This window comes from Enterococcus sp. AZ140 (assembly GCF_051714405.1).
Classification (GTDB): Bacteria; Bacillota; Bacilli; order Lactobacillales; family Enterococcaceae; genus Enterococcus_B; species Enterococcus_B pernyi.
Map to the genome: position 1 here is coordinate 1,656,750 of NZ_JBIORU010000001.1, position 23,875 is coordinate 1,680,624.

Below are 23,875 nucleotides of genomic sequence, written 5' to 3' on the forward strand. Positions count from 1 at the left end.
AGATTTCATAAATTCTTATTCTTTGAATTTTATACGCATATAAAAAACTTATTTTACGGCTCTATTCGTTTTTTTATTCATGTATTTGATGTTATGGGCGATTCGATAACCGTTACCTAGTATCTGAATCTAAAGGTGTCTGACAACTTATAGATTCAATTCGGTGCGCCTTCTGATTTTTTGCTCGTTAATAAGCCTTGTATTCGTATCATTACTATTTGCTTTACCTATATTTTTGATTGTTGAAAAACTTCTATTTCCAGAAGGGGCCTGTGTATGTTGTGAGGCGTTGATTTCTGTCGTTATTTCCGCGTTTTCTAAGGTGGTTTCCAATGGATGCTCGTATAATAAATTCTCCACATTGACTACTTCGATCACAGCAAGAGCAAACAATAGGTCGCCGTTTCCTAGTTGGTCAGCTAGACTTCTTTTCATGGGTGCGCGCTCAAAAAAGTTTCGTCCTAATCCAATATCACGAATACAAGCCATCAGCATCTCAGCATCGGTTATTTGAAGGTTTGCTTTTAACATCTTGTCAGTCAGTATAGCATTCAAGACAGCTTGTTTTGTAACAGTCGGCAATTTTAACATGTCACTTACATTCTCCACAAAAGAATCAAACCCCTCGCCATGAATTAGCTTCAGAAAATTTTTTTCGTATCGCTCTCGAAGATCTTCTCCACTGTTCCTGAAACCTACCGGACTCCTTGGATAACTGATCAAATCGTCCGATGACGCGACAATATGGGTCACTTCGTGCATAAGAGTATCCTTGGGACTTGGCTGCGCTTGAATCCCTGGTCTAGTAGCTGGATCCACATGAAAACTATCAAGCATGAAAATAATTCGACATTCAGGGTCAAACCGCATGACAAACGCATGTGCACCCATGTATCCTTTAATTTGCGAGTAGTAATTCTTTGTCACCTCATCACGCAATAAATCAGTAGATACAAGCCAAATATTTTTAAAATTAAAATCCTCCGTTTGTTGAAGAAGCTGCGCACTTTTTTTTGCAACTGATAACAAGCGCTTCATAATTTCTTTTAAAATTTGTTCTTGATTTTCCGCACCATCTAGTCTAAACATTTCGATTAAGTAAGCTCCCGCAGTTGTAGTTGCAAGAGCCCCTTCTTTTGATAGTTCCTTCTCCTTCTCTATAAATTTCTTGAAATTTTCGTGCGCATTTTTAAACTCTGCAGTAAATTGTTTTAGAAATGGTTTGAGTGATTCTGGTGCCTTAGTGATATCGATACCAGAAAATACACGATAATTCGGATTTGAATCTTTGGGGAAATACCCTTTAATTCCTGAAGTAATTTGTTCTCTTAATTTAGCTTCATCACTGATTACATAAGGCGGGAATTCTGGGACAAACTCCGATAAAACGGGGACTGTCACTTTTGGATCTTCCACTATATCTGTATCATCAGGAAGTTCTATTGCTTGGCGAAGTTTATTCCACTCCTTCGCATAAGGTAGTGTATCTGGAAGCTGGAAATATGGTGGGTATCGATTATCAACTAATACTTGTGATGAAGATGACGCTAGATGATCAAAGAGTGAATCAGCACCTTTTGAAGTGCTAGGAATTTGGTCATCTGGGACCTCGTCTTTCCCACCTGCGGGTTGCGCATAAGATTGAAAATTGAGGGAACGTTTTTCTAGTTCCGTTTCAAATCGGAACTGATCATTTGCTAAATCTAAGCGTAAGACTGTCATCGGTTCAAGAATATCGTTTTTAACTAAATGATAGCGCTGTTTCTCTTTATGGAATAAAACTAATGGGACATAACGCTCATTAATTTTTATATAGGTTCTACCTGTCTCTGAAATCATCAATCCCAAATCATCTGGTGGTGAAAGCGTGCTTGGGTCTTTCAGTGATTGAAATTTATCGATATTTTTGCTTACTTTTTGTACTACTTCTTCAGAGAGCGTTCGCGAAGTGGCTGGTTCGAAATACCATTCAATGCCGTTGTAGTTCACAGGAAAAACCCGTTCTCCTTCACAGATATCATAACGCACGCCTTGCTCCTTGATGACAGTTTCTCTTATAGGCGTAATTTTATTTTTTATTATAATGTAACGCCTACTTTGCTCTCCTTGTTTTTTTCCTGTTAAAATCATTCCATCACCATAAAACTTGACGTTTGGATTCTTTTCCTCGACAAACTGTTGGTCAATATCCACTTTATTGGATAGACGATTGATCAAATCAAGTTGTTCAGAGGTAAAGGAGGCTTGTCCTTCAAACACTCTTAATTGTCCTCCTCGCAACGTATAGTATTCTCCAAAAACATCTCTAGTTTTCAAATTGGTTACTCGCACGTATAGTTGGGCTTTCACCCGTTTGACGAAAACCTTGGGTCCATTTTTCTTCAGCTGAGCGGAAATAAGCTCTTTCGATAATGGTTCTGACGGTTTTTTTATTTTATTTAGCTTTACCAGTAGTGGTTTGATATCTTTTCGAATAAATGCGCGTGTTTTCATATTGATAAGCTTATGGAGGACTAACTGACTACTTCCTTTTGCCAGTTCAACTCCCGGATCAATATAACGGATCACACCTATTACTAGAGACTCGATCTCAGCGATATTGGGAAGGGCTCGCACACTATTTTTAACCATTCCTTCTGCGCCACCCACTATTGTTGCTTTTGCTACGGATAAACCGAATTTCAGATTAAGGGAAGTGACCTGTCCCAATACAGGTAGTAAAAGCACCACATCGATTGTGCAAGAAATAGCTGCTCCTTTCGTATCTCGATTATTGATCCCAACAATGCAATCATAAAATGGAATAAAATGCTTGACACCATCCCAAACAGCACTAGCAACTGTTTTATCATTTCCTGAATCATATAATTGGCGATACAACTGGTCTCGATGTTTCTGAGCAATCCTGTCAATCACTGTTCTCAAATCCCCTTTAGAAGTGATTGCATTCATTCGATCAACTTGACTAGAAAAAGCGTAGTCCTTTTTGCCAATTCGAATCTTTTCCCCAGCTTTCGAATATCCTTCTCCCCAGATATTTTTTTTATCAAACAAGCCATATTTAAGATAGAGCATAGGATCCTGATCTACACGATAGATGGCATACCCTCCCTCTTTATCTAGGTTTTTCAAGGCATACCACCGTTCTTCTTTTTCGTTGACAGCTACCAAAATATTCGTCTTTTCTAAATTAAGAGTTGTATCCAGCCAAGTTTCTCGATTCCCAAAAAATACTGGAGAAATTGATCCTGGTGCGGAAGGCGCATAATAGTGCACTTCATTTTTCAATTGAGTAAATGCTTCATAAATATGTGTCTTTGGAGAAATAATAAAGTTGAAATCTTCTATATTGAGTGAATGAAATGCATACTCCATCAACTTCTTATTTAATGCACGGTGCTTGTCTGCTACTTCTTTTGTTAATTCGGTGTACCATTTTTCTAGATCTCTTGGGATCCATGGCCCGGGGCATGGGTTCCCCCCATCAAGATACACTTGATCTCCAAGTAAACTCACTCTTATCCCGAGTCGTTCACACTCTGCTAACACTTCATTCACTAACCCTTTTTTACGCCGCCAGTTTATAAAAGCCTCTTCATACTCTTGATACAGATGCTCAACATCTTCTTGATTTTCCATATAATTGAAATAGCCTTTTTGGTAATAACTCATAAAACTACTTAATGCAAATTCTTTATGAATACCTAACTCCATCGCCTTACTTAACCGCTCTGGCTCTAGTTGTGCTGTAGCTAATAAGGCTGGCACAAAAAAATAATTCAATTCATTTAAATTGTCTATACCTTGATGAGTGGCAATATCAAACAAAAACATTCCAAAAGTATTCGTTTCATTTTTATTGAAATTCGAACGATAGCCTGTATCTTCTAAAAATTTTGAACCAATCAATTGCATCAAAGAGTCATAGTCAGATATCAAAAGCTCATCAGCTAACTGACTTGTTTCTAGAAAATAATTTGGGAGCATTTTTTTTGTCAATAGGATCCATAGTTTTGTTATCGTCTCTTGTTCTTCCTTCTCAGGTCGTTGCTTGATCAAACCTGCTTCAATTAGCTCATGTACCTCAAATAACTTTCTAAGACGGCCGATAGTAAACGTTGCCGGATCAGGAGCGGAAATAATACTTTGGACGATGTAGGTTTCCACCGATTTTTCCAGAACTGTTTCAAATACCCACTTCATGACTGTTGCTTCAGCGTCCTTATTTGAAACCTTCTCATCTGACTTCCCTCCATAAAGATCCAACTCATTAAGGATTATTTTCGCAACTGCCTGAACTTTGTCTGGCATTAACACCGTCCCAACCCCTTCTTGCGTAAACCATTTTCCGACTGCAAGTAAAAGCTCTTCTTTCGTGGGTCGTTCAGATAATAATCCTTTCTGTCGAAAAAAAAGTTCCATTTGGTTCTTGATATTTTCAGATTGCCATTTTGACACTATCGCTTTACTCATAGAATGAGATTGTTTTTGCTCTAAAGTATTTTCTTTAGGTTTCACTTCCATAGATGGAGTGTCCATTTCTATTGTATCTTTCATCCACTTGACAAATATTTGTTGCGCTTCTTCGTTAGAGATCACCCTCTCTTTTTCATCCCCAAGAATTACCCGAACTAATTCTTTCAATTTTCCCCAATCGATCGTATCAATCTCTAACCCTTCTACTAATGCCCAACTAGCGGCACTTGTCACCAAGATATTTTTATTACTTAGATCGTTAGCAAACCCTCTTTCTGATAAAAAATTGGTCATATTTTTGCATATAACCTCATTTTGTTCAATAGTAAAATTGGGTAAAGAAAAAGCCAATGGTTCACTACTCGTTAGTTTTGAGGAATCAATCTCATTCTCATGTAAAAAAGTGATGATTTTCTTTTCTAGTTCTTCCCTTTTATTTCCTTTGTTCCACTCATAGGCATAGTTTCTTTTGTCTTTTTCAATTGTATACCCATAGTACGCATTATTATTCCCCCATTGAAGATAGATGGCAAAAGCTTTATCGATCGATAAATCTTTTTCCTCGAGTTTATACGTTTTTACAATGATTTCTGCTATTTTTTTTACTCGTTTAATTATTTTTTTATAGGTCTCTCCAGCAATAATCCAGTTATCTACCGCTTTTGATACATCCACCAGTGAGGCTCCCTGAATTGGGATTCCCTTGTCATCTAATATCTTTTTCAAATCATAAACTGCTTTTACTATGTTATTCCTTACTTCAAAAAGTGGCGGATAATAGACAAAGGGAATCAATGGATGTTCATGAGATAACAAGTCATAGCGCTCATTGATGAAATCATCATAGATTTGATTACTTTCACTTTTTTGTTCTTGATTACGGGCTAATAAAGAATCTTCCCATGGAGATAACTTATAATAAATCGTTTGCTGATCCATTTTCTGATACTCATTTTTCTCAAGTAAGGTATTGGTTTTCCACTGCATGAAAATTCCGAATAACTGATTGGCTGATAGGGAATCTCCTAGTCTGCTTTGTCCCACTCCATAAGCTTTTAAAATAACATACGCAAGATACTGTGTTTTTCTCGATTTATACGACTTCTTTGAGCCCCAATCTTCTTGGCTATACTTTTCGATTGCTTTTACCAGTTCCAATCCACTGTCAGAAGAGGGTGTAATACCACTTTTTTCAAGGAGTTTCTTTAGTTGTTGATTCACCTCACCAGTTTTTGCCCTATGCTCAAAAAGATCATATTGGTAATAAAAAATCGGTAATAACTCTCCATCGTTTACAAGAGGGTTACGATTATTCATGAGATCTGTCACAAGTTCATCAATTCGCTCTAAGTCTGTTTTCTTAGAGGAAATTGTGGCAGGTGTAGTCTCACTCACAGGCTTGTTTTTTTCTTCATTACTCAAAACATTTGAGGGTGTCCATGTAATTTTTTTTACTATTTTAAATTGAACATTTTTAAATATATTATTGTTTCGCCATTGAAGGAAAATAGCATTTGCTCGCTCATCAGTCATTCCATGAGTTGAGAGGCGACAGGTATCAAAAATGATATGTGCAATCTGTGTTCTTCTATCAATCACTTTTTCAACTACTTCGCTATTTTCCAATTGTTGTAGATTTGCGAATACAGAACGCATGGAGGTATCGTCTTCCAGCCACCAGCCATAACCTTCCTCTCGTAAATATTTTTTGACCGCTGTATTGATTTTTTCCGTCTCATTCCGTTCTTGAAAAAGAGCGTAATTATACCAAAATGGCAGTTGTTTTTCACCCAACTCGTACTCAGGCAAGGTATTTTGAATGTATCTTTTAGTAACTAAAAAAACAAGATTAGAGGTTGCCATTTGCAAAGTCTCATAGGATCTCAACGAAGATTCCAATCGATGATCAGAACGTGGATTCAATGGGCTGATATCAAACCATGGAGCTGCTTCAACTCCCCTTACTTTCAGAACATCCCATTTATCAATATAATCATCCAAAGTATCTGATAGTTTATTAGTTAAACTCCAAAGCTGTGAGAAGATCCCTTCCTCTCTAGCGTGTGTGATCGAACTATTTTTTGAAAAAAACAGTCCTTGAAAAGATTCCGATATGAAATCAACTAGTGATGCAGATACTGACTCTGCATTCTTGGCTTGGTCATCCGATAGCATTTGTTGCTCATCCTTCATGTAAAATACTCGATTTATCATCTCTAGAAAAAGATCGAGCACTGAAGTACCGTTTAAATCTTTCATCTGTTCTGTGAAGGTAGCATTTTCAGGAACGCTAAAAAAAATAGTGAATTGATCGGTCATATCTTTCCAAAAAGCTGCTATCAACGAATCCTCATTGACCGAAACAATCTCGCTGGTACTGCTTGAAGGAACTATGTCAGTTGATTTAAACTGATAGTTAACATTGGCTTCAAATACATTTTTTAATTTCTCAGCCGAATTTTTTGCTATAAAATAGGAGGAATTGGTTTCTTTTGTAGGTTGCTCAAAGGGATTTTGGGAGAGAGTTAGGGATTGCTGTTCATTTGATTGCTGTGCTTTCAGAACAGCTACTTGGCGGATTTTACTAAACTGGTTTTGCGTATGATTCAGAGATTTCTGGGCGCCATGTTGCTCTTGATTAGAAAGTTCACTATTCATCGTATAATTGGCGCGTTTTGAGAATAGCTGTGCAAGCTGCTGCATGTTGAGATGCCATTGATGTGCTTTAGCCGTTAGATAAATCATTGGATTAATTGAGGATAGTTGCTCAATGAGGGGATTGACTGTTTCATGAACGTCTGGATAGCTGAAACGTTTGAGGTCTGCACTTGAACTTGATGAGGGGATTGAGGGGCTATCCATCGTGAATTTCTTTTCTTTTTGGCGAACCTTTAAATGAGTATCTTCTTTAAAAGCAGCTGACTGTTTATTTCCCACTTGCTGACGTGTCAAGGGGACTTCCCCTACTATTTGAAAGTTACCTAAGATATTGCAAATATAAAGGTAACCCGTTAAACTTCTTAGACCTTTTGGCGTAAGCGTATTTCCCATTTGATTTGTACGATAATTCGGCCACATTTGATCATTTAACTGTCTAAAATCCTCGTGACGTCTATTGTACAATTTACCAATCTCTTCGGAATAACTGTCTTTAGTCACTATTCTCACTCCTCAAATTTAGTTTTATTTTTTTCTACATTAAATAAAAAAATAGTACACACACTTTAGAGCCATGACTTAAACTGTTACTATTGTCATAGTATCCGAGCGATTTCTCTTGATGGACTTAACTACTTTAGTAGCACATACATCCACCGATCCTATATTTAATTTGTCTCAAGGCTAATTATAAGTAAATACAAGAAGTCTACCTCACCTTTTTCCAATTAAAAATCGAAAAAAAGTTTATCTAGTCAGAAGTTTCTTTATTCATCATTTTAAGTTGTAACCTATAAAAATGCTGATCCAGCAACATAGACAAGAATTTTTGGCAAAAGAAAAAGCCGTAAAAAACTTAAAATAGCACAAGGTCTATTTTGTTTTTTTCGACTTATTGTCAAAATAAGATTATTAAATTTTCGTATATTTCAAGGTAAGTGCTCTTCCGAATTTAGCAACTTGCATTTGGATGAGTTTCAATTATCTTCTAATAAATCTTTCATTTCAACGACTTCGCGATATTGATGGATTTTCGTAATACCAATCACTTTATCGATATCAATACTAAAACAAATACCATTGCCCGGAACATCGATCTTGATGCCTTTTCCGATCGCATCCATCACTTCATTTGTCAAACTATCTGGTACTAATGTCAGGACGATATCCTTTTCCGGTGAGATATCCAACCCTAAGAATTTTCCTGTGTCATGGACTCCAGAACCACGTCCATGTAAAATCGTCCCCCCTGATGCGCCAGCCTTCTTTGAGTAATCGATCACATCTTCCCCAATGCCACCATCCACGATCGTGACGATCATCTCGAGATTTAGTGCGACTAAATCATTCATTGTTGTTCCTCCATTTGTTGTAATTTTTCTTTGTTTTTCTGATCTTTTTTGTCTTTTTGTTTATAAATGAACCCTAAGACTAATGTTGATAGTATCGGTGTCAATGCGATCATTGCCACCACACCAAATCCATCAATAATTGGATCTCGACCGTCGATCTGTGTGGCGATTGCCACACTCATAGACAAAATAAAGGTAGAACACATCGGTCCTGTTGCGACACCTCCGTTATCAAAAGCCATTGATAGAAAAATCTTATCCACTTTTGCACCTAGGACAAATGCTAAACCATAGCCCGGAACTAGGAAATAATAAAGTGAAAAACCAGCTAATAGGCGCCACATAGACAATCCGACCGCTAAACCGATCCCAATCGAGATCACTGCTAACATGACTTTTGCATGAATCCGACCTTCACTTAGTTCTTCGACTTGTTTGACCATCACATGGATGGCTGGCTCTGCAAAACCTACTAAAAATCCCATAACAAACCCTAAAGGAATGAGGATCTGATTATTCGTTAAAGAAGCAATTGCACTCCCCAGGTGTTGTCCCACTGGTACATAAGCAACATTTACACCATGTAAAAATAAAATCAATCCGATAGTCGTGATCAAAAAACCTTTCATGATATCAACAAACCGTTTTCTCCTCAATTTGAATGAAAGAACGTTCATTAGCACAAATAGGATCACGATTGGTGCTACCGCAAGGATGACTTCATATCCAACTTGTCCAATACCTGTAAAAAAAGTGACCAAAAAATTCATTGGAAGATCACCCCCAGGATCATGACAGCCAAGATAGGCCCAAGTGAAGCAATACCAACCATGCCAAAGCTATCGTTTTCATTTTTTCCTTGGCGGATCATGCTTGTCATTCCACCAGCCAAGGCTAGTATAAACGGAACGGTCACTGGGCCGGTCGTGACTCCACCTGCATCAAAAGCAATCGGCATAAATTCATTACTTGTAAAAAAGGAAGCGATAAGTACCGCAAGATAACCGATCACCATCAATCGATAATACGACAGTTTAAATACGACTCGTAGGAGTGCAAAAGCTAAAAATACGCCGGTTCCCACACTGACTATACCGATCAATAAGACTCGACCAATCTCTCCATCCGATATATCAAATACTTGTTGACCCAATACTTGTACAGACGGTTCGGCAATCGTGATCACGATGCCAATCAGAAAACCCAAACTAATAATGATTGGTAGACTTTTCTTTTTGATCATATATTTTCCGACTAAATCACCAACTTCCATCATCGAATAATCCGCACCAAACAAAAAGAGACTCATACCAACCATCATCATGATTGCTCCTAAAATGAATCTTCCCATGGTTTCAACATCTAATGGTGCAAATACAAAGGTCAGGATAACGATCAATATCGTCATGGGCATGATCGCAATGATTACTTCTCTAAAATTTTTCTTCATATATCCTCCTCCTTACTTCTAGTTTACCTGATTAAAAGTAAGTTTACGAGGAAAAACCGTAAGCGATACCATTTTTATGTAAAAACGGTAAAAAAAACAGCAACAAACTAACTAGGGTATCAAAAAAAATCAACGAATATTGTTTTTTGTCTTTGCAAAAAAAAGGCTCAACTACATGCGATAAGCGATAAAAGCCAGAAATAGATAAACTATTTCTGGCTTTTATCGCTTATTTTTAAGAAGTTTATTTTATAACAAAAGTTATCCGCATATTGTAAATCTAACGGTGACGTTTTTCATATTTTTGATCATTCAAGTGATAGTGCCTGAACATGAAATTTCAGGCTTATTTCTGTCTATTTGACAGAACCAATCATCCCTTGAACAAATTGTTTTTGTAAAACGAAAAACACGAGTGCAGTTGGTAAGGTCGCAATCACCAGTCCACTCATGATCATGCCATAGTCTGGTGTATAGGATGCCCCCATGGCTGATAATACTAATGGAACTGTTCGTTTATCTGGAGATTGTAATGCCACTAAAGGCCAGAGGTAATTGTTCCAACTACTCATAAACGTGATGATCGCCGCTGCGGCATACGTATTTTTAGCTGTTGGTAAATAGACACGAAAGAAAATACTTAATTCTTTAAGACCGTCTAAACGTGCCGCCTCTACTAGGTCCTTAGGAAAGGATTTCGCATTTTGACGGAAAAAGAAAATCAAAAAAGCGGTACTTACTGAAGGTAAGATGACGACTAGAAAACTATTGATTCCTAATATCGTACCATTCAATTGTGAAAACATTCGATATAGCGGGATCATCAATGCCGCAAAAGGGACCATCATCGATAATAACAAAATATTAAAGACGACTTCTTTTCTTTTACTCTTATAGATCTCAAAGCCATAACCTGCCATGGAGGAGATCAATAAAGCAAATATCGTTGTAACCACAGCGATCATTGCAGAATTAAGTAGAGAGCGTGAAAAATTCAAGTCATTCGAAAAGAGATTTTGAAAATTGATCACTAAATTCTCTCCGATCATCAGTTTACCTGAACTAATATCGACTGCTGTATTCGTCATCCCTAAAATCATCCAAACAAACGGGAAAATTGAAATAAAGGAAACGATGACTAAAGAGGTATATTTAAAAATGCTTAAGAGTAACTGTCCGATACTCACTTGCTTTTTTGTCATTGACCGGGGTTGACTACTTGTCATTTCTCTCATTTGCTCTCACTCCCTATTTTAGTTTGAATCACTGATAACAAGACGATAAATAGTACGATAACGAAAGAGACTGCTGCGGCATAACCAAAATTCGGGGTGAATTTATAACTCAAATTATAGATATATTGTGACAATGTCGTCGTGGCATTTGCTGGCCCACCACCAGTGATATTTTGTACCTCATCAAATAATTGCAAGGTACCGATCGTTGAAGTGATCGACGTAAACAAAATGATTGGTTTCAAGTTAGGTATCGTGATTTTAATGAACTGTTGCCATCTTGATGCGCCATCAATATCAGCAGCTTCGTATATTTCTGGATCGATGTTTTGCATACCAGATAAAAAGAAAATCATATTATACCCTGTCCAACGCCATGTGATGGAAATAATGATCAATACTTTTGCCCAGAATGGATGAGTCAACCAACCGATCGGGTTATCGATCAAGCCAATTCCAACTAAAAGGTTATTGACTAAACCTGATTGGGAAAATAAACTTTTCATGATCAAAGAATAGCTGACCATTGAGGTAATACATGGCAAGAAGATCGCTGTTCTGAACAATCCTTTGAACTTCAATTTTTTATCATTCAATAGATTGGAAATAAACAAGGCCAAAAACAACATGACAGGAACCTGTACTAATAAGTATAAAAAAGTATTGAAAAATGCTTTACGGAAAGTTGAATCTCCTAACATTCGTTGATAATTTCCTAATCCGTTGAATGTCATGTTTACCGGAGGTCCACTTTGAAAAGAGGTGATCAGCGCTAACACCATTGGTATAAAAACCAAAATCGAGATCATGATCACTGGAAGGACTAAAAACGCGTTGCCATTTTTAAATAGATCCTTTTGTTTCATATTATTCCCCACTTTCATTACACATATGTTGAAGAAATACATGCCTCACAGAAAGTCAGACAAAATTGCTAGTTATTTTCTTCTAAGCTTTGAACCACTGCCTCAATGATTGGTTCCATCGGACAGAGAATAGCAAACGAGCGGAACTTCTTATTTTTTCGAATACCATTGCTAAAGTTATACAGGATAGCTAACGGTGTGACTGTCCCCATACGCGTTTCAATTAATTGCTTATTCTATAAACGATACCTTCAAACGAAAGAACAATACTCTCGTTGATCCGTTTGAAGAGATCGCAACTTATTTCTTTGTTATTCCATTCATAATCGGTTTACTATTGACGCTGGATATGACTTAATTGGCTAACTGAGCTTCGACTTGTTTTTGCGTATCTGCCAAAACTTTGTCTGCTGATTCACCATTGATGATTCGGCTCAAGGATTCTGCCACAACAGATTCAATGGCATAAGTTTCATGACCATAGTTCACTTCAGGGATTTCTGCTGTCCATTTTGAAAAGTCATCGAATACTTTTTGATTACTATAGAACTCAGACGGCTGTTGATAAGCTTCTTGGTCATTTGCGCTCAACATAGTAGATACTAAACCGATCTCTTCTGCTAATTTGCCCATCAATTCTTCATTCGTTGCGAATGTCTTGTCTAAGAAGTCTTTCGCATTTTCTTCACCAGCTACGCCCTTGATCACATACCAGCCGGCACCACCCAAGTTGGAAGCTTGTGCTTTTTGCATGTTAGCAGGTAGAGCAGGAATCGGTGCGATCTTCCACTTACCTGATTGATCTTCTGCCCCTTGAATCGTTGAAGAATACCAAGCGCCAGTTGGTGTAGAAGCAACAGCTCCTGATTGGACCGCCGTCACCCCAGCATTCCAGTCAGATGTTTGTTCGACTAGATCTTCTTTAAGCAAGGTAGCAAAGAGTTCTAACCCATATTTTAATGATTCATTATTTTCGATCGTCACTGTTTCTCCATCTTCCGAGGTATACCATTCTCCTGCTTGTTGCATGATCATGCGCACACGACCTAAATCGGAAGGATTGACTTCAGAGATTTTTTTCCCTGTTTTTTCTTTGACATCTCGTGCAACTTGTAAATAATCATCCCATGTTAAGTTCTTCATATCTTCTTCCGAATAACCAGCTTCTTCTAAGATATCTGTCCGATAGAAATTGGCTGTCACACCTGAGTCAAAAGGTACACCGTAAATTTTATCGTCAACTTTGTTAACTGCAAATTTATATGCAGCAAAGTTATTTTCATCCACAATATCTGTCAAATCAGCAAACGCATCTGGGTAAGAGGTCAGATATCCTTGAATACGGTAGTCTTCGATCAACACAACATTTGGTAAACCATCTGTATTTCCACTAGCTAATGCCGTATTCAGTTTTTGTACGATATCATCTTGAGACATCGTCACTACTTCTACGTCAACATCCTCATTTTCGTAAAACTCTTTGGCTTCATTGACGGCTTTGATATTAAAGGCTTCATCCCATGCCCAGACTGTTACTTTATCTTCGTTTCCCGAAGCATCACTGGAAGAATTGCCACAACCGGCAAAAAGTGTAACTGCTGCTGTTAGGACGAAAGCGCTAGCTAAGATTTTTTTTATTTTCATTTTTATACCCACCCTTTTTAGTGTTTGTTTTTTCTTACATGCTTATCATAACAGACTTGCAAGCGTTTTCTTCGTCATCGATCGTTCTCAAGAAAAATATCCTAAAATAAGAAAAAAGTACAATTTTGTCATCTTTTGATCTAGTGAATGAAATTTTAGACTTGCATTTGTAAACGTTTCCCAGTATTTTTAACTTACGTAACAAAGGAATAGGGGGAAAAACATTGAAAAATATCGTATTGATCGATGATGAACAGACCATTCTCTCTGGTCTAAGTACCCTGATCGATTGGCCAGCGCACGACTTCCATCTCAAAGGGGCCTTTTCAAAACCATTAGAAGCGCTTGAATTCATCAAGCATCAGCCTCTTGATATCATCGTAACGGATTTGATGATGCCAGATTTAAATGGAATCGAACTTTCTCGATTGATCAAGAAGGAACAACCTGAAGCAAAAATCTTGGTTTTATCTAGCTATGATGACTTTCAATTGGTCAAAGATTCATTCAAAGAAGGCGTCTCAGATTATTTACTTAAACCAAAATTGAATCCTACTGAGTTTTTAGCTTCTCTAAAGAGTCTGGTGGAACAATCTACAGAAGTAAAGAAACCACGTTTGACAGAACTCGAAAAAATGAGTCAACTACTGAGCAATTATTTGTCCGGAACTTCTCTTGATTTAGGTATATTACGCGAAAAATTCCCACATGACTACTTTTATTTAGTCTATTGTGAAGAAAAGCAATCGGAAAAACAGCGTCGGAGTGAACAATTGATTGCAGAAGCACCACGATATACAAATCAGCTCGCCTCTGTCTTCCCTTTTTCTACGACAGCAAATGATATTGGTTATTTTATCAATGTCGCTTCGAAGAAGGCATTCGATCAGTTGATTGAACGATTTCAGCAAGAGCACCAGGCAGATTCTTGTCTCTATGTTCTATCTGATGCACTAGATTTTGAAAACTTTTATTCTGAATTCCTTAAATTAAAACAAAAAAGTAGCGGACAGCACTTTTATCTGACAGATTACTGCGTTATTTGTGAAGAGCTATTATCTCCCCTACTCTCTTCTTATGAACAACAAACAAAAAGTTATTTGACCAAGATCATGAACAAAGATTTTTCGTCTGCCATCGAAGAATTGGACAATTACATGAGTAAGGTACTTGATCAACGATTGCAACCAAGCTATTTGAAACACGAGATCATCAATCGACTCTATGCCTTGATCAATGCGATCGCGGACGAACATGAAAAAAGAAAAGAAATCATGACACTAAAAATCACGATTCCAGCACAGATCACGCAAGCAGAACGGTGGGATGATTTGGTCTTGATCGTCAATAACACGACGAAGTTATTACGTGAAGTCACCACTACATTCAGAAAAGACAACTCAGATGTGTTGACGTTGATCTATGAGTATGTCCAAGAGAATTATCATCAAGACATCAGTCTACAAACGCTATCCGAAAAATATCATTTTTCTTATAGTTATTTATCGACGATCTTTACAGAAAAGTATGGGATCAATTTTACGAAGTACTTAAAAAAAGTCCGTATCAACCATGCAAAACTATTGTTGAAAGAATCGAATCTTTCGTTAAGTGATATCGGTCAGCAAACTGGATTTACTGAACTTGGTTATTTTTCTCGGGTGTTCAAAGAAGAAACTGGCTTGACCCCTTCACAATATCGTAAAGGAATACTGACCGTATGATTAAAAAGCTAAGAGAACACGAACTTTTGACCAAACTTTTGATCATTCTTTTTATTGCTTTATTCACTCAAGCAGCAACGATTTCTTTGTTCATTTATCAACGCTCAAGAGACGCCTACATCCAACAATTCGATCAATCCAATCGAATGACCTTACAAAAGATCCAACATGATTTTGAAACATTGAATGACAATATAGAGAACACGTTGACATTATTGGCTGAAAGCTCTGCTGTAGAGGGGTATTTCAAAGAAGGTCAACAAACGACTTTGGAGAAAATCAATCAACTACGTACGGTGCAAAAAATGAATGATTCATTGGCACCGATCTTTCCAAACATCAAAGATGATATTTTTCTTTTTGGGGAAAATGGTCGGATGTTCATTAGTAATGACATGGTGAGTGATCTCACTGCTGATGACTTTTTCCAATTAGAATTGATCCAGAAAGTCAATGAGAATCCAACAGCGACACAAATGGTCTTTACTCAGTTTGGACTGACGAAACGCGATCAACATTCACCAAGTGTCTTGTTTATCAAAAAGCTTAGATCCACTTTGAACCAAACTTATGGTTATGCTGTCGTAGCCATCACTTCTGATGAGTTGGCAAAAATATTCAGCCAATCGGTCGATCCGCAAATCACGCAAATCGATTTTGTGACAGATGAGAAAAAAATCTTTGCTTCGAATGTTCAGAACCGGATCGGAACGACGTTTGATTCATTTGATGAGTTAGTCGAACACGAGACATTGACTAAAGCCAATCAGCGGATCACTCGTTTACCGCTTTACCGACAAAACTCGGCTTTGGTCAGTGAGGTCAATGTCCACTCGATCGCCGATCAAATGAATGTCATCATTCCGATCATCCTTTATAATATTGGAACACTGATTTTAGGCGGTACCGTAGTAGCGACCTATTTGAATCGCAACACTCGCTCCATCTATCAATTAGTGGATTCCCTAAACCAAATCAGAGAACCGGTAGCAGCTTCTGTTCCGATCCAAGGGACGTATGAGATCCGGACACTTGCTACTACGATCAATCAACTGCTAACAACGATCAGTGACAATCATACGCAATCTTTACAAAATGAAAAGAAAAAACGAACATTAGAGATACAAGCGATGCAAGCACAGATCCAGCCTCATTTTATATATAATACGTTAACTAGCCTCAAATTTTTAGTGTGGCAACAAGAAAATGAAAAAGCCGTCGCAGGCATCGACAGTTTTATCGACCTCTTGCGCAGTACGATTGGCAATAAAAATGAAATTATCCCTGTAGAAGAAGAACTGAACAGTGTGAGAAGTTATATTGCGATCTTGACACTGCGCTACGGTGATGCGATCTCAACCAAAATCATGGTACCAGAGGAACTTTATTCTTTATATATGCCCAATATGATTATCCAACCGATCATCGAAAATGCTTATTTGCATGCGTTCCAAACGAAGAAAAATGGCTTCATCACTTTGTATGGGATGATCAGAGAGAATAAATTGACGTTTGAAGTCATGGATACAGGTGATGGCTTTGATACGGAACAACCAACGAAAAACAGAGACTATTTTTCAGGTATCGGTAGCAAAAATGTTCATGAACGAATCCAATTACTTTATGGTGAAGATTATGGCTTACACATTGATTCGGTAGTTGGTGTGGGTACATCGGTAACGATTACGTTACCAATCATCAAAAAAGAGAGTAAAACTGAATGAACGTGGAGACAGAAACAATCCCTTCAGAAAATCAGGTGAACTACTTCTTTTTTGACCTTTAATTATCAACCGCAACTCATAGGACCCACCAAAAATCCATTCTGCGGATCTTTAGTGGGTCCTATTTTTGATGTTCCGATTTACATTATTTAATGATAAAACTAAATTCGTGGTCTTCTTCACCACTAATATGATAGGCTTCTTCTACATCCGCTCCCCATGAATCGATCCCTCCGACTCCTCGGACTTTCGCCAACATCGTGACAACCGTTCGCCGTTCCGCTGGTAGTTCCTCCATGTGTGTCGCCTGTTCTAATTCTTCTGCTTTGAATGGTAATGCCGCAAAAGCAAATGGCGAATCCTTTTGTTCAAATCGTAAGGAAAACTCTTCCTGACTTTTATCTGCATTATTCAAGGTTGTCTTGCGCGTGATCTCTAACCACTTGGTATCCATATGGACGCCACAATCTTGTGGCACTAAATAAGGTGGGATCGGCAGGCCCTCCACATGATAGACCCCTGGTACGCCACCAGCTTTACGATCCGGATAAGTTTCACCTGACAGGCCTTCATAATCAAAATGAGTGGCTTTTGTTGGCATAATCATGCGAAAGCCTAATACTGGCAGTTCGGGTAATCCTTTCTTGCCATGATAGTACATGTTCACGTGTAGATCCCCTTGTTCGTTGACACGATACGTCATATCGACGGTCGTTTGTGGGGTTGTGTTGACTGCCAATGTGAAAGTGATCTCGACTGTATGCGCATACTCCTGGTTGCTATAACGATTATTGACTGGTGCGATCGGCAGTTCGATGGCTTGGTCGTTTATTGCAACATGGATGGCTTCCACTTTTAGATACAACCCTGCACCAAGCCACATACTAGAGCGATAACCAAAGCCATTTCCTCGATCATTATCTGTCAATGCTCGCCAAAAAGTCGGTTGCGTTTCACGATAAAGCCATTCTTTCCCATTCTTTTTGAGGGATTCCAAACCGCCTCGTGTGTAGGAAAAGATATAATGTTTTTCTTCTGTTTTGATTCCTAAAGTGCAGTCGCCATAAATGATTCTCAATTTAGGAGCTGTATTTGCCATAATAGTATCTTACCTCCTGTAATGCTGGTTTTTCTTGTCCATTTGCAAAAACGATGCCATTTCCCGAAAACTCATAATCACTTGGACGATCATCAAAATCGCCGCCGTAACGCATGACTTTTCGATTTGTTACTGGATCAAGTACCTCAAGTGCTTGATCTTTAAAGTCCCAAATATAACCACCTTGGTACATCTCATATTTGTCTAATAGTGCCATATAAGAACCTAATCCACCGAGAGAATTCCCCATATCGTGCATGTATTCGCACAAGATATATGGTTTATCCGCTTGGTTTTCTAGATATTCAGCGACCGCCTCAGGTGTCGCATACATACTACTTTTCATGTCTGAAACCGAAGCTTCAAATGCGGGATCAACATAATTCCCTTCATAATGCACCAAGCGGTCTGGATCAACGGTCTTGAAGTATTCATTCATCAAGCGAATATTCTCCCCTACATAAGACTCGTTGCCTAAGGACCAGAACAAGATACTGGTGTGGTTCTTGAAGGTTTCAAAATTGGTTTTTGCTCGATCTAGCACCACTTCTCGCCATTGCGGAATTCCTCTTGGTACATTATAGGATGGCTCAAAAGCTCCCATTTTTTGCCATGACCCATGTGATTCTAAATTGGTTTCTGCCATCACGTGGATACCTGCTCGATCGCAGAGGAAATACCAAGGAATCTGGTTGGGATAATGTGAGGTCCGCACGCCATTGATGTTGGCATTTTTAATCACTGCCAAATCCTTTTCCATGTCAGCTAAAGTGATCGCACGTCCTGTTTTTTCACTCCACTCATGACGATTGACGCCATTGATGATCAAACGTTTCCCATTCAGATACATCATTTTATCTTTTAACTCGATCTTGCGAAATCCGAATGGATACTCGACATATTCAGTCACTCCGTCACGGTCCCTGGTTTCAATTTCAACGGTATAGAGATTCGGCGCAAAATGATCCCATAATACCACTTCACCTAAATCAATACTGAGCTGCACTGTTTCGCCTATCTCATGCTTTTCTTCATAGATCGTTTGTTTGTCTAAATCAAGGACCCGTACCTGTAAGTCGCTTTCAGCTGTAAGATTTTCAAAAGATAAGGACACATCCAATTTTCCTTTTTGATACGTGTCATCTAATTGGGGACGTAACCACAAGTCTTCTAAATGATTCTTGCCACGAGCAACTAAGACGACATTTCGAAAAATCCCAAAGAAACGGAAAAAATCTTGGTCTTCTAAAAAGGCAGCTGTGCTACGTTTGTGGACTTCGACTGCCAAACGATTCTCTTCTTCTAGATAAGGAGTCAAATCAAATTCTGACGGTGTAAATGAATCTTCTGCATAACCAACGAAATGACCATTCAACCACACATACATGGCTTGTTCGACACCTTCAAAACGAATCGTGACATCTTTTCCCTTCAGTCCCTCTGCTAATTGGAAAGTCGTAACATAGGACCCTACTGGATTTTCTTCCGCTTGAGAGAACATCCCTGCCATTTCCTTTTCTGAAGCAGTTGTATAAGCGGGACGACGAAACTCATGACCTTCCCAAGGATACATCGTGTTGATGTAATGGATCTTATCAAAATCACTGAGTTCAATGTGGCCAGGCACATGAATCGTGTCGAATGAACGATCGTCAAAATCTTGTTCAAAAAACTCTTTTGGGCGTTTTTCTGCATTTTCAGAAAAACAAAAGCGCCATTCACCATTTAGCGACTGTAGTCGGGAACTTTGACTTTTTATTTCTTCTTTTGAACCGTAGACCGTATGATCACTATGTGCCTTTCGCTGATTCACACGAAAAACTTGGGGATCATCTAACCAATCAATTGATGCTTGCATTTTCTTCTTCCTCTCCTGTAGCTATTTTTTCAAAGTGAAACATTTCTGTTTGAAAATCTCCGTGAAAATCAGGGAGATAAAGCCCCATCGTCATTAACTCCGAGCCTGAATAAATCAATGAACTTTTACGTTCACGATACATCCCTTCCTCCAAACCAACCAAGCGGATCTCATGAAAAGGCGGTTGTCCAGAAGTTAATCGTCGTGCCATAAAGACAACGATCTCCTTTTTATTTGGAGAAACAAATTGCCACGCCGCAATGTTTTGTTCAAAGGGATTTTCTAAGCGGTCAAACTTTCCTTGTTGGATGGTTTGACGAATTTCTTTATACGTGCTGATCTGTTCTTTGATGATTCTCTTTTCTTGTTCGTCTAATGCGGTCAAATCAAGTTCATAACCAAATACCCCGCTCATCGCTACATCCCCGCGTGTCTTTAAATCTGTCACACGTCCACTTTGATGGTTAGGTGATGCGGAGACATGGGCACCCATGGATGAGATGGGATAGCCGAGACTCGTGCCATATTGGATATCGATCCGTTCCATTGCATCGGTATTGTCACTTGTCCAGGATTGTGGCATATAATAAAGGATTCCTGCGTCAAAACGGCCACCTCCACCTGAGCATCCTTCCCATAAGATATCTGGATAAGCTGTGGTCAACTCTTCTAAAAGGTCATATAATCCTAAAACATACCGGTGATAGACCTCTCCTTGATTCTCCACGTAAGCAGAGTAAACATCTGATAAGGAGCGATTCATATCCCATTTCACATAATCGAGCGGTACCTCATCCAAAATTTTTCGTAATTGCTGACTGATCGAATCTCGCACTTCTTTTCGTGTAAAATCCAAAACAAATTGCGACCGAGATGCCGCAGGCGTGCGTGCTGGTTCTTGCATCAAATAATCAGGCGTCTGACGATACAATTCAGAATCGATCGAAATCATTTCAGGCTCCACCCATAGCCCAAATTTTAGGCCCTTTTCATGGGCGTACTCTGCAATGCCTTTCAATCCATTCGCCAATTTCCCTTCATATTCAAACCAGTCTCCTAAAGAAGAAGTATCTGCATCTCTTTTTCCGAACCAGCCGTCATCTAAGACGAACATTTCCATACCTAACGCTGCTGCTTCATCGATCAGTGCTTCGATTTTTTTGCTAGTAAAATCAAAATAAGTCGCTTCCCAATTATTGACCAAGATCGGACGTGGTTCGTACTGATGTTTCCCACGTGCCACACGTTCTCGCAGCAGTTCATGATGTATGTGGCTCATGCCATTTAATCCTTCGTCTGAATAAGAAAGGATCATTTCCGGCGTTTGAAACGCTTCATCGGTTGAAAGTTGCCATTGGAACTGATACGCATTGATGCCACCAACAATTCTTAGTTGATCGATTTGATCTTTTTCGATCTCGAACGCATGATTGCCAGAATAGATAAACTGTAGACCGATGGCTTCCCCAAGACTTTCCGTCGTATGAGTATGTGTCAAAGCGATAAAATTGTTCATTTGGTGACTACTGCTTCCTCGTCGACTTTCAAATGATTTCACCCCCGCAGTGATCCGTTGTCTCGAAATCAAACGCTCTCTAGCGTGGGCGCCAGGTAAGGCGATCACTTCAGTAAATCTGCCTGAATTCGTCAAATCTAATTGAAAAGAAGCTGCTTTATCTAACCAGATCATTTGCTCCGTTTGATTGCGATACTTAGCGGAGCGGATAATGACCCCTCGTTTTTCGTAAATCGTATAAAAAAGATCCACATAGATCGGTAAATCTCGGTCTTTCAATGTGATACACAACGTTTGTGCTTCCTGTTCCTCCAATATATAGGTTTGTGGTAATCCTGTAAGCTTTGGTTTACCTTGGTTGATCTGGTACGTTTCATATCTTAAATCAAGCAAGCTAGAGCCATTCTCACGTGTGATGATCGTAGCTGGAATGCGATAATCCATACTTCCGTGTCCCGAAAATTCTTGTGGCAGCGTATCTTTTGAAAATGCCCGCTCATCATGCAAAGGAACATTTCCTGAAAAACCCCGATCTCTTCTTGGGTATTTTTTGTTATCGGTATAGTTACTCACTTTTTTACCAAAATGAACATGGGTCAACACACCAGATTCTTCAATTTTCATCACATAAGAAATCAATGGATTCGACAAATGAAAAACATTTGTTTCCGAATCGAATGCAATCAATGATTGTCTTTTCATTTCTTCACCTCACAAATTTTTAGAAACCGTTTACTTTTTAACTAACTCCTGTATACTGTTTACTAAACATATTTGTCAATAACTTTTTTTATATTTCTTAAAGGAGTGATTTTATGGTAGGGATTCGTGATGTCGCTCGAAAAGCGAATGTCTCTCCTGCAACTGTTTCACGCGTATTGAATCAAGATAAGACAATCCATGTCGCACCAGAAACAAAGAAACGGATTTTTGAAGTTGCAGAAAAATTGAACTATGATATCAATAAACGAAAATATATCAAAAAACGAATGCCATCGATCGGTGTGATCTCGACGATCAGTAAGGCAAGTGAAGCACAAGATGTCTATTACAAAGAATTACGTATGGGATTAGAAGAAGAAGCAAACCGCCTGCATATTGGCATGAATCGCATCTACAATCTCTCTGACAATCCCAAGGAATGGAAAGACTTAGATCAACTAGGAGCGATCATCGTAGTTGGAACAGTGACGAAGCAGTCGATCACTGATCTATTGGCACAAAATCAGCATTTGATCGTTGTTGATAATCCTGATATCCAACAAGAAGTCGATATGGTTTATGGAGATTTGGAGCGAATGACCAAAGCTGTTTTAGAGTTGTTTCTAGAGAGTGGGCATCAACGGATCGCCTATATCGGTGGCTATCAAGTCGATATGGATGAACGAGGAGGCAAGACGATCAATCCAGATGAAAAACGCATCCGTGCCTATTTGCATTTCATGTCTGATCACCAGTTACAAGATTACAGTACGCACTATCTGGGAAATTGGACCGAAGAAGACGGTGAACGATTAGCTGAAGAGCTGATCCAAAGCTCTGATCCACTTCCAACCGCACTCCTTGTAGGAAGCGATCCAATGGCAATCGGCGTCTATCGCACAATGAAAAAGCACCATTTGGCCATTGGTAAAGACATCATGATCGCCAGCTTCGACAACATTGAAGCAGCCAGTAAACTAACTCCTGGCTTGACCACCGTCCAAATCAATGCCAAATCCATCGGTAAAGCCGCCGTACGCTTAGCCGTCGAAAGAATCGACCAAGTCCGCGACGAACCCATAATTTTGACCTACCCCACCCGATTAGTGGTAAGAGAAAGCTTTGTGCCAAAGAGGTCGTGAAAGGCGCGTTCAGCACTGAAGCATAAGATAAAAAAAATAGAAAATGGCTCTTTCATTTTTTATTTTTTTGGCTTATGTCCGAAGTGTTGCGCCTTGAACACCGTTTATCAGAGGTTGTGAGAAAGCCGTTCAGCTCCCAGCAGTAAGGCGGAAATTGAGAAAATAGCTTCTCATATTTTTTCAATTTTCGACTTAATGTCGTAGGAGTTGGCTTTCGAACACCGTTTATCGAAGGTCGTGAAATGAGCGCTTTGACCTGAGCAGTAAGATAGAAAATCGGAAAATAGCTTCTCATATTTTTTGATTTTTTAGCTTAGTGTTGAAGGTCAGCTCATTGAACACCGTTTATCGGAGGTCGTGAAAGGCGCGTTCAGCACTGAGGCATAAGATAAAAAAAATAGAAAATGGCTCTTTCATTTTTTATTTTTT

The 23,875-nt window shown here is 38.8% G+C and carries 13 protein-coding genes and 1 pseudogene; 3 read left to right on the forward strand and 11 right to left on the reverse strand.

What is annotated here, in order from left to right; genetic code table 11:
- Positions 1–147: 147 nt before the first annotated feature.
- From IGJ39_RS07770 to IGJ39_RS07805, 8 genes and pseudogenes are all read right to left on the reverse strand, one after another.
- Positions 148–7,635, reverse strand: coding sequence for a QWxxN domain (locus IGJ39_RS07770; RefSeq protein WP_438764412.1), 7,488 nt, complete (start codon positions 7,633–7,635; stop codon positions 148–150).
- Between the two features lie 476 nt (positions 7,636–8,111).
- Positions 8,112–8,486: a P-II family nitrogen regulator gene (locus tag IGJ39_RS07775; RefSeq protein ID WP_019723997.1), complete on the reverse strand. Its 375-nt coding sequence runs from the start codon at positions 8,484–8,486 to the stop codon at positions 8,112–8,114.
- On the reverse strand, positions 8,483–9,256 hold the full coding sequence (locus IGJ39_RS07780; protein ID WP_019723996.1) for a DUF1538 domain-containing protein: 774 nt from the start codon (positions 9,254–9,256) through the stop codon (positions 8,483–8,485). The genes IGJ39_RS07775 and IGJ39_RS07780 overlap by 4 nt, the downstream gene beginning before the upstream one ends.
- A complete protein-coding gene (locus IGJ39_RS07785) occupies positions 9,253–9,936 on the reverse strand; it encodes a DUF1538 domain-containing protein (RefSeq protein ID WP_065096342.1) in 684 nt (227 codons plus the stop codon). Before IGJ39_RS07785 ends, IGJ39_RS07780 begins: the two co-directional genes overlap by 4 nt.
- 356 nt (positions 9,937–10,292) lie before the next feature.
- Positions 10,293–11,099, reverse strand: a pseudogene (locus tag IGJ39_RS07790) (carbohydrate ABC transporter permease); the annotation flags it as partial.
- A 68-nt stretch (positions 11,100–11,167) separates the two neighbouring features.
- Complete coding sequence (locus tag IGJ39_RS07795) at positions 11,168–12,037, reverse strand: carbohydrate ABC transporter permease (RefSeq protein WP_019723957.1); 870 nt, start codon at positions 12,035–12,037, stop codon at positions 11,168–11,170.
- 68 nt (positions 12,038–12,105) lie between these two features.
- Positions 12,106–12,249 (reverse strand): hypothetical protein, encoded by a 144-nt coding sequence (locus IGJ39_RS07800; RefSeq protein WP_195339211.1) that lies wholly within the window; start codon positions 12,247–12,249, stop codon positions 12,106–12,108.
- A 142-nt stretch (positions 12,250–12,391) separates the two neighbouring features.
- Positions 12,392–13,681, reverse strand: coding sequence for an ABC transporter substrate-binding protein (locus tag IGJ39_RS07805; RefSeq protein ID WP_019723956.1), 1,290 nt, complete (start codon positions 13,679–13,681; stop codon positions 12,392–12,394).
- Positions 13,682–13,905: 224 nt separating this feature from the next.
- Here IGJ39_RS07805 and IGJ39_RS07810 point away from each other — a divergent pair, with 224 nt between their 5' ends.
- Both IGJ39_RS07810 and IGJ39_RS07815 read left to right on the forward strand, forming a co-directional pair.
- Positions 13,906–15,405 carry a response regulator transcription factor gene (locus tag IGJ39_RS07810; RefSeq protein WP_019723955.1) on the forward strand — a complete coding sequence of 500 codons (1,500 nt, stop codon included), beginning with the start codon at positions 13,906–13,908 and terminating at the stop codon, positions 15,403–15,405.
- Positions 15,402–17,129, forward strand: coding sequence for a cache domain-containing sensor histidine kinase (locus tag IGJ39_RS07815; RefSeq protein ID WP_195475987.1), 1,728 nt, complete (start codon positions 15,402–15,404; stop codon positions 17,127–17,129). Before IGJ39_RS07810 ends, IGJ39_RS07815 begins: the two co-directional genes overlap by 4 nt.
- 145 nt (positions 17,130–17,274) lie before the next feature.
- On the opposite strand, the gene IGJ39_RS07820 is transcribed toward IGJ39_RS07815, so the two are convergent.
- Genes IGJ39_RS07820 through IGJ39_RS07830 form a run of 3 tightly spaced genes read right to left on the reverse strand, consistent with a single transcriptional unit; the run spans position 17,275 to position 22,304 of the window.
- A complete protein-coding gene (locus tag IGJ39_RS07820) occupies positions 17,275–18,228 on the reverse strand; it encodes a beta-galactosidase small subunit (RefSeq protein ID WP_019723382.1) in 954 nt (317 codons plus the stop codon).
- Entirely contained in the window at positions 18,209–20,086 is a 1,878-nt protein-coding gene (locus IGJ39_RS07825) for a glycoside hydrolase family 2 (RefSeq protein WP_019723381.1), read from the reverse strand. The genes IGJ39_RS07820 and IGJ39_RS07825 overlap by 20 nt, the downstream gene beginning before the upstream one ends.
- Complete coding sequence (locus IGJ39_RS07830) at positions 20,070–22,304, reverse strand: alpha-galactosidase (RefSeq protein ID WP_019723380.1); 2,235 nt, start codon at positions 22,302–22,304, stop codon at positions 20,070–20,072. Before IGJ39_RS07830 ends, IGJ39_RS07825 begins: the two co-directional genes overlap by 17 nt.
- Before the next feature lie 113 nt (positions 22,305–22,417).
- Between IGJ39_RS07830 and IGJ39_RS07835 the strand changes: the two genes are divergently transcribed.
- A complete protein-coding gene (locus IGJ39_RS07835) occupies positions 22,418–23,446 on the forward strand; it encodes a LacI family DNA-binding transcriptional regulator (RefSeq protein ID WP_019723379.1) in 1,029 nt (342 codons plus the stop codon).
- Positions 23,447–23,875 lie beyond the last annotated feature (429 nt).